Source organism: Spirillospora sp. NPDC049652 (assembly GCF_040675125.1).
Classification (GTDB): Bacteria; Actinomycetota; Actinomycetes; order Streptosporangiales; family Streptosporangiaceae; genus Spirillospora.
The window spans coordinates 1-6606 of the sequence record NZ_JBFAOF010000362.1; the positions used below are offsets into that span (position 1 = coordinate 1).

7 protein-coding genes are annotated in these 6606 nt (G+C 71.5%); 6 read left to right on the forward strand and 1 reads right to left on the reverse strand.

Annotated elements, in window-relative coordinates:
* Window positions 1-1029: hypothetical protein (locus AB0J52_RS22050; RefSeq protein WP_500183708.1), on the reverse strand; the 1029-nt coding region annotated here is incomplete at its 3' end.
* Between the two features lie 701 nt (window positions 1030-1730).
* On the opposite strand from AB0J52_RS22050, the gene AB0J52_RS22055 reads away from it, so the two are divergent.
* The 6 genes from AB0J52_RS22055 to AB0J52_RS22080 all read left to right on the forward strand — a co-directional run.
* Entirely contained in the window at window positions 1731-3062 is a 1332-nt protein-coding gene (locus tag AB0J52_RS22055) for a hypothetical protein (RefSeq protein ID WP_500183710.1), read from the forward strand.
* Window positions 3063-3073: 11 nt separating this feature from the next.
* Complete coding sequence (locus AB0J52_RS22060; RefSeq protein WP_500183712.1) at window positions 3074-3610, forward strand: hypothetical protein; 537 nt, start codon at window positions 3074-3076, stop codon at window positions 3608-3610.
* The gene (locus AB0J52_RS22065; RefSeq protein WP_500183714.1) at window positions 3607-4017 is read left to right on the forward strand and encodes a hypothetical protein; all 411 of its coding nucleotides are present in this window, start codon (window positions 3607-3609) and stop codon (window positions 4015-4017) included. Before AB0J52_RS22060 ends, AB0J52_RS22065 begins: the two co-directional genes overlap by 4 nt.
* Window positions 4017-4445, forward strand: a complete 429-nt coding sequence (locus AB0J52_RS22070; protein WP_500183716.1) for a DUF3592 domain-containing protein — start codon at window positions 4017-4019, stop codon at window positions 4443-4445. Before AB0J52_RS22065 ends, AB0J52_RS22070 begins: the two co-directional genes overlap by 1 nt.
* A 121-nt stretch (window positions 4446-4566) precedes the next feature.
* A complete protein-coding gene (locus AB0J52_RS22075; RefSeq protein ID WP_500183718.1) occupies window positions 4567-5061 on the forward strand; it encodes a DUF4282 domain-containing protein in 495 nt (164 codons plus the stop codon).
* An 87-nt stretch (window positions 5062-5148) separates the two neighbouring features.
* The coding region (locus AB0J52_RS22080) for a serine/threonine-protein kinase (protein WP_500183721.1) at window positions 5149-6606 on the forward strand (1458 nt) is incomplete at its 3' end.

The following is a 6606-nucleotide window of genomic DNA, read 5'->3' on the forward strand; positions in this document are numbered from 1 at the left end:
GGACGGCTGCGCCGGAGGCGAGGACGGCTGCGCCGGAGGCGTCGGCGGCGGCTCCTGCCGGCTCAGTCCGTGCGGCGGCGCAGGCGGCTGGGGGGCCGGAGGCTGTGGTGGGGCAGGAGGCTGCGGCGGGGCGGGAGGCTGTGCGGAGAGGTTCGCCGGGGGCCGGGGCGGGGCCTGCGCCGCCGCGTCCTCCCCCGACCGCTGGACGCTGCGGCAGAACGGGCAGCGGGGCAGCGCGATCGGCTCACCGCACCAGGTGCACGGGAGGCCCCGGGCCGACTGGAGCACCGAGTGGAGCATCGCCTGCAGCGCCTGCGGATGGCCGCTGATCGCCACGAACTCCACGAACTTCTTCGCCCCCCAGTACCGCTGGCTGAGCGGCTGGGCCGGGGCGTCGATGAGCGAGGCCGTGCCGAGCGCGGGGCTCAGCGAGTTGTGCAGCCAGTCGGCGTCGCCGCCGGCCGACTGGACGGTCAGCAGCAGCACCGGATCGGCCGGCCGCTGCCGGACCTCCGGGACGGGCTGGGCCGCGGTGACGCGCTCGACCACCGCGTCCGGCGACATCAGGACGGAGAACCCGCTGTTCGGCAGGTACGAGGCGACGTGCTTGCCCAGCCCGACGTTCAGGTGCTCGAAGTGGGCGACGCTGTTCACCCAGGCCCCGGCGAGGGTGGTCTCGGCGAGCGCGAGCGCGAGGCTGACGAGCGCGCCGGGCAGGACGTGCGGCGCGACGAACGCGAGCTGGTCGGCGACCAGGCTGAGGGCGAGCGGCGGCAGCCGGAGCGGCAGCCCGGCGACCCGGTCGGTCATGAGCGCGCCGCGCGCGAGCGTGACGAGGCGTTCCACCTGTCCCGGCGCCCACGCGGGGTAGACGACCAGGACGGCCGGACGGTGCGCGAGCGCGTCCCGGACGACGTCGATGAACAGCGCCTCGCCCTCGGGCCCCGCGGGCGGCTCCAGCCGGACCGCCGCGGACCCGCCGAGCATCCCGGTGCTCGGAAGGTCTCCCACCAGCAGGACTGCGCTCACCGGGACCTCGGTTCGTCCACACGCCCGAACGAAGCAGTCGCCGTGCCGCCGTTCGCGCGGAGCCGCAGTCGCATCATCTCCAGCTCACCCCTATTTTCGAGCGCACCGACAATAGCCATCGAACCCGTCACTCCTCAAGCCGCATTCACATCGGCGCCCGCCCTTCTTCACGCTCAGGGACTACCGACGCAGCCCGTCCCCCTCCGGTTCCTAATCCCCACAATCCCACCGCCGACCGCCTGCGGCCTGGTAACGGATTCAGCACGGTCCACGGGTGATCATCTTGAGGCTCAGTCGGAAGCGCAAGCCGCGACCGGACTCTGTCAACCCCGCACCCACAAGAATTCACGCGGGTGTCCGAATCCGGACACAAATTGGGCTCCCGGACCCTTGCGAGATCCGCTTCCGGACGATCTCGACGGCTCGCCGGCCGGGCGTCGCCGCATGTCAGGACGGATCGGCGCCGTCCCCGCTCCGCTCGTCTGGGTGCCCGCCAACGGCGGAACGACCGTTCCAGGCTTGGGTCCTGCTTAGGCCCTCAGGCCCTCTACCTGGAGGAACGCGGCCTCTAGATTCGATCGACGTCCGACCCCTGTGAGGCACGGAAGGGGGCCGTGATCGTGATGCGGCTTCGAACGTCCCCCGCCGACCGGGGTGCCACCGCTCTCAGTTATGGAGCCCTGCTGCTCATCGGGGCGGCAATGCTCGGCACGATTTGGGTGCTGGTGTCAGGGCAGGTCCGCACCGAGATCACGGCAGCGGTCTGCCGCATGTTCGGCGGCAAGAACTGCACGGCGCCACCCTTTGACTACAAGCCGCCGACCGGCGCCTGCATTCTCAGCTCGAACTCCAAGAAGGTCGGCGCGTCGGTCACCGTGTTCTCGGTGAAGGTGGGCCAGAACTTCCAGGCCGTGAAGATCCGCACCGCGGACGGCAAGGTCAGGATCATGATCGTGCCGGTCGACTACAAACTCGGCGCGGAGGCGGAGCTCGGCGGCGGCGCCACCATCGGCAAGAACAACTACGGGCTGAAGCTCGGCGCCAAGGTCGAGGGGTCGGTGAACCTCAAGTACGGCGACACCTGGGTGTTCAACAACGACCACGACGCGTCGGAGTTCCTCGACAAGATGAAGGGCGACCTGCTCCGCAAGGAGGGCGAGAAGGTCAGCCCCGGCCTGTGGATCTTCAACAAGGTCACCGGCTGGAAGCCGCACTACCGCGACCCGGACATCAACCAGTTCGAGGTCGGCGTGGAGGGCGTGCTGAAGGGGTCGGCCGGGTTCGGCAACCTGACGACCGGCGATGACGGCAAGAAGTCCGTCAAGGACATCGGCACCGGCGCCGAGCTCGAGGGCAAGGCCGGCGACGGCATCATCGTCACCAAGGACAACAGCGGCCCGAAGGACAAGGGCTTCCCGACCACGTCCTACACCTTCCAGGTCAAGGGCAGCCTCAAGGGCGGGCTCAAGGCGTTCGGGTACGGGCCGGGCGGCGAGGCCGCCTACACCGGGCAGACGAAGGTCACCTTCGACAACCAGGGACGGCTGAAGAGCATCACCTGGATCACCAACCAGGAGGCCAACACCTCCCTCGGCTACAAGAACCCGGCCAAGAAGACGGTGAACCCCAAGGGCACCGACAAGCAGATCTCGACGACGACGACCACCATCAACTTCGACGACTCGAACCGGGCGATCGGCCAGCAGTGGATCCGCGACAACGCGTTCCTGATGCCGTTCCAGACCCTCCGGAACACCTTCGACGACAACGGCGCGTTCGTGGCCAAGGACCCCGGTCCGAACGCCAGCCCCATGGACCGGCTGCTCTACGACAAGGGCATCGTGAGCCGCAACCTCTACAGCGGCGACGTGGACGAGTTCAAGCTCGGCCTGGAGGGCGGCGAGGGCCTCAAGTTCGGCATCGAGGGCGGTTACGAGGGCGAGAAGCAGACCCTGGCGGACTCGCAGTACCTTGGTCCGCCTGTGGACGGACAGCGGACGTTCCAGAGCTGGCCCGAATGTGCCCCGAAGTGAGAGGCGGCGACATGCTGCGAACACGGTCACTCGGCGTCGTCGCGGCGGTGGTCGCGCTGGCCTCCGGCTGCGGGTCGTCCGAGCCGGCGAAGGGCACGACCCCGGCGGACTACGTCCGGGGCGACGCGCAGGTCTTGTCCGTCGCGTACCCGAAGGACTGGCAGCCCGGCCCCGACCAGAGCGTCGCGCTGTCCCGGCAGGCCCCGGACCGGTCGGCGTTCCTGGAGGTCGTGAAGGACCTGTCCACCACCGCCGACGCGGGCCAGCTCGACTCGCTCGCCGAGATGGGCCCGCAGCTGCAGACCAAGGGCTACCGGCGGACGTCCTCGAAGAAGGTCGAGCTCGCCGGGGCCAAGGCCGCCGAGCGGCTCGACTTCACCTTCGACGGCTTCGGGGGCGCGGCGGGCGTCCCCGGACAGGGCGTGTTCGTGGCGGTGCTCGGCGCCAACCGGCACGCGCACCTCGTCCGCGTCACCTTCCAGCGCGGGAAGCTGTCCGACGGGACGCTGAAGGACATCGTCTCCTCGATCAAGGTGGGGTCGTCGTGACCGGACCGCTCCGGGCGGTCGGCGGGTGGTTCGCCGCCGCCGCGATCTGGCTGGTCGGGTTCGCCGTGGTGGCGAACCTGAGCACGGACGCGTCGGACGAGCGGACGCTCTCCGCGTTCGACCGGCTCACCCGCCTCGACCTGCCGTGGGTCGTGATCAGCCTGCTCATGGTCGTCGCGACCGGGGCCGTCTACCGCGACATGTCCCGGCTCGGCCGCTGGCTCGCGGTGATCCTGCTGATGCCCGTCCTCACCACCGCCCTCGGCGTGCTGGCCCCCGCCGCCGGCGGGACGTCCGCCGTCGCCGGGCTCCTCTACGTCGTGGAGGGCGCGGCGGGCGCGGGACTCGGCCTGCTCGGCGCGCGGCTGATCGGCAGCCGCGAGGACCAGCCGGACGGATACCTGTAATGCCCCCGTCGTCCCTGCCGTGGTTCTTCACGGTGCTGCTCTGGCTGTTCGGCGCGGGCTTCGTGTACGGCGGCATCCGGAACCGGCGCGAGTCGCGGGAGTTCCTCGCGTCCGCCCAGGTCGTCCCGGGCGTCGTCACCGGCGTGTCGGTGGACGGGCACGGCGACCTGCAGAGGCGGTACGCGAAGCTTCGCTTCACCACCGTCGACGGGACGCCGGTCGAGGCGACCAGCGAGACCTCGAACCCTCCCTACGAGCTGTACCGGATGCAGGGGCAGACCGTCCCCGTCCTCTACGACGCGCGGGACCCGCGCCGGGCCCGCATCAACAACGGCGCGGGACGCGGCGGCGGCTCGGGAGCCCTCGTCATCGTCGGAGTCGTCCTGCTCATCGCGGGGACCGCGCTCGCCGCCGTCAACGTCCTCTGATCCCCCAGGGGCGCCTTCGCCCGGAGCGAAGACGCGGAGCGCGCCGCCCGCACGGCGGGATCGGAGGCGGCGGGCACTCTAGAGTCGTTCCAACGGTCAGGAACACCTCCAGGAGACGGCGATGACGCACCCATCCGACCCCGGCCAGCCCCAGCCGCCGGGCGCCTCCGGCCACCCCTACGGCCCCCCGCCCCCACCCCCGTCCGTCCCCCGCCAGCCCCCTCCCCCCTTCCAGCCCCAGAGCCCGACCCCGGCTCCTGACCAGAACTCGCCCCGGATGACCGGCCCCCAGCAGACCTGGACTCCGCCGCCGCGGCAGAAGGGCCTGATCGCCGGCCTGCTCGACGCGAACTTCGACACGCTGGTCACGCCGAAGCTGATCAAGTTCTGGTACGTCCTGGCGATCGTGCTGATCAGCCTGCAGTGCCTGGCGTTCCTGCTGCTGGGGTTGAAGATCGCGACCTGGGACGACTTCTGGGGCTGGGGCGTCATCATGGCCGTCGCGTCGCCGCTGGTCTGGCTCTTCGAGCTGCTGATGGTGCGGATCCTGATGGAGGCCGTGATGGTGCGGTTCAAGGGCGTGGAGTACCTGCACGTCATCAAGGACAAGATCTGACCGGCGCCGGGCGGCGCTGAGGACGGCGGGCGCCGAGGGACGCAGGCACTGAGACCGCAGGCACTGAGGGCGAGGGACGGACGTCAGGTGGCCGAGTACGGCGAGACGCGACGCGATCCGGGCACGACCCGGCGGGACGTGCCGGAACCGCGCGGCGGCGGGGTGCCGTTGGTGCGGTTGCCGGAGGAGCTGGCGGGGCGGTTCGCGGTGGTCGCGGAGCTGCCCGTGCAGGGGGCGGAGTCGGATCTGCTGCTGGTGCGGGACGGCGGCGGTCGCGAGCTGGTGATGAAGGTGTTCCGGCGCGGTTACCACGCGGACCGGGACGTGTGGGCGAAGCTGCCCGCGCTGGGGTCGCCGCATGTCGTGCGGATCCTGGAGACGGGTAGCGCGGGCGGACGCGACTACGAGGTCGCCGAGTACGCCGAGCACGGCAACCTGCGGACGCTCATGGACGATCCCCTCGACCCGGAGCTGGTCCGCGACATCGTGCGGCAGCTCGCGGACGGGATCGCGGCGCTGCACCGCGCGGGGATCGTGCACCGCGACCTGAAGCCGGAGAACATCCTGGTCACCGGCCTCGACCCGGTGCGGACGGCCATCACCGACTTCGGGCTGAGCCGGGTGCTGGAGCAGAGCGTGGTGTTCGCGTCGTCGTCGCGGACGCTGGCGTACGCGGCGCCGGAGTCGCTGTCGGGGCAGGTGTCGCCCGCGCGCGACTGGTGGTCGCTGGGGATGGTCGTCCGGGAGATGGCGACCGGGCGGCCGCCGTTCCTGGGGCTGAGCGAGACGGCGGTCGTCGACCACCTCGCAACGCGTCCGATGCCGGTGGAGGACGTGGCCGACCCGCGCACGCGGCTGCTGGTGCGCGGCCTGCTGGCCCGCGACCCGCGGCGGCGGTGGGCGTCGGCGCAGGTGGAGGCGTGGCTGGCGGGCGAGTCGCCGGAGGTGCCCGAGGACGCGTCCGTGCCGTCCGGGCCGGGGCTGCCGTTCGACGGGCGGCGGTTCACCGACCGGCGCGAGCTGGCGCGGGCGCTGGTGGAGCGCTGGGACCACGCGGCGGTGTACCTGTTCGGTCGCGGCGAGGCCGGGGAGGCGTGGCGGACGCTGCGGGACTGGCTGGCGGAGATCCCCGACGACGGCCGCATCGAGCTGGTCGACCGGTACCTGACCGCGGACGGCCTGACGGCTGACGCCAAGCTGCTGCATCTCGTCCGCTGGCTCGATCCCCGGTTGCCGCCGCACCACCTCGGCCGCCGGGTGACGCCGGACGACCTGCCCGGGCTGGCTGCGCTCGCGGGCGAACCGGGGCATCCCGACCACCGGACGGCATGCCTGCTCGGCAAGAGCCTGTGGAACGAACGCCTCCTGGACGTCCTCGCCGGTTTCGACGGCGCACACGAGCTGGCGCGTATCGACGTCCAGTGGCGGGCGCACGTGGCGGCGTGGAACGACCTGGCACGCTGGCTGCGCTCGCAGCAGGCGCTCCCGCTGTCGGCGAAGGCGCGGCTGCCGGAGACGGGCGTGACGGACGCGCCCGTCGCGGGC

Coding starts and splice junctions, on each gene's coding strand:
- AB0J52_RS22075 (WP_500183718.1), top strand. CDS start 4,567: ATGACGCACCCATCCGACCCCGGCCAGCCCCAGCCGCCGGGCGCCTCC.
- AB0J52_RS22060 (WP_500183712.1), top strand. CDS start 3,074: ATGCTGCGAACACGGTCACTCGGCGTCGTCGCGGCGGTGGTCGCGCTG.
- AB0J52_RS22055 (WP_500183710.1), top strand. CDS start 1,731: ATGCTCGGCACGATTTGGGTGCTGGTGTCAGGGCAGGTCCGCACCGAG.
- AB0J52_RS22070 (WP_500183716.1), top strand. CDS start 4,017: ATGCCCCCGTCGTCCCTGCCGTGGTTCTTCACGGTGCTGCTCTGGCTG.